1 protein-coding gene is annotated in these 484 nt (G+C 42.4%); it reads left to right on the forward strand.

What is annotated here, in order from left to right:
* On the forward strand, positions 1–484 hold a 484-nt coding region (locus ACLNCV_RS09750; protein ID WP_424845160.1), incomplete at both ends, for a pneumococcal-type histidine triad protein.

Below are 484 nucleotides of genomic sequence, written 5' to 3' on the forward strand. Positions count from 1 at the left end.
GTATTTGACCCAGCACAGATTACAAAACGTACTGCCAATGGTGTGGCAGTTCCTCACGGAGATCATTTCCATTTCATTCCTTATTCGCAAATGTCTGCCTTGGAAGAAAAATTGGCTCGAAATCTACCAATTGGAGGTCAGCCAGTTCAAAGTCATTCTAATAATACGAAACCAAGCAGTCCTGAGAAAACAAGTTCAACACCAAGTTCAACCATTAAACCAAACTTTAATCTCAATACGCCGGCACCGAATCGAGCAACTGGAGGTGCCTATACAACGGATGATGGGTATGTCTTTAGTCCGACAGATGTGATTGAAGATACAGGTGACGCTTTTGTTGTACCGCACGGCAATCATTTCCACTATATACCTAAGAGTGATTTGTCTGCAGGAGAATTGGCTGCTGCCCAAGCTTATTGGAATGGTAAACAGTCTCATTCTGCTACAAGTTCAAGTAAACCAAGTAGTGATAATGCTAAACCAG

This window comes from Streptococcus sp. CL5.50 (assembly GCF_049738015.1).
Taxonomy (GTDB): Bacteria; Bacillota; Bacilli; order Lactobacillales; family Streptococcaceae; genus Streptococcus; species Streptococcus mitis_CA.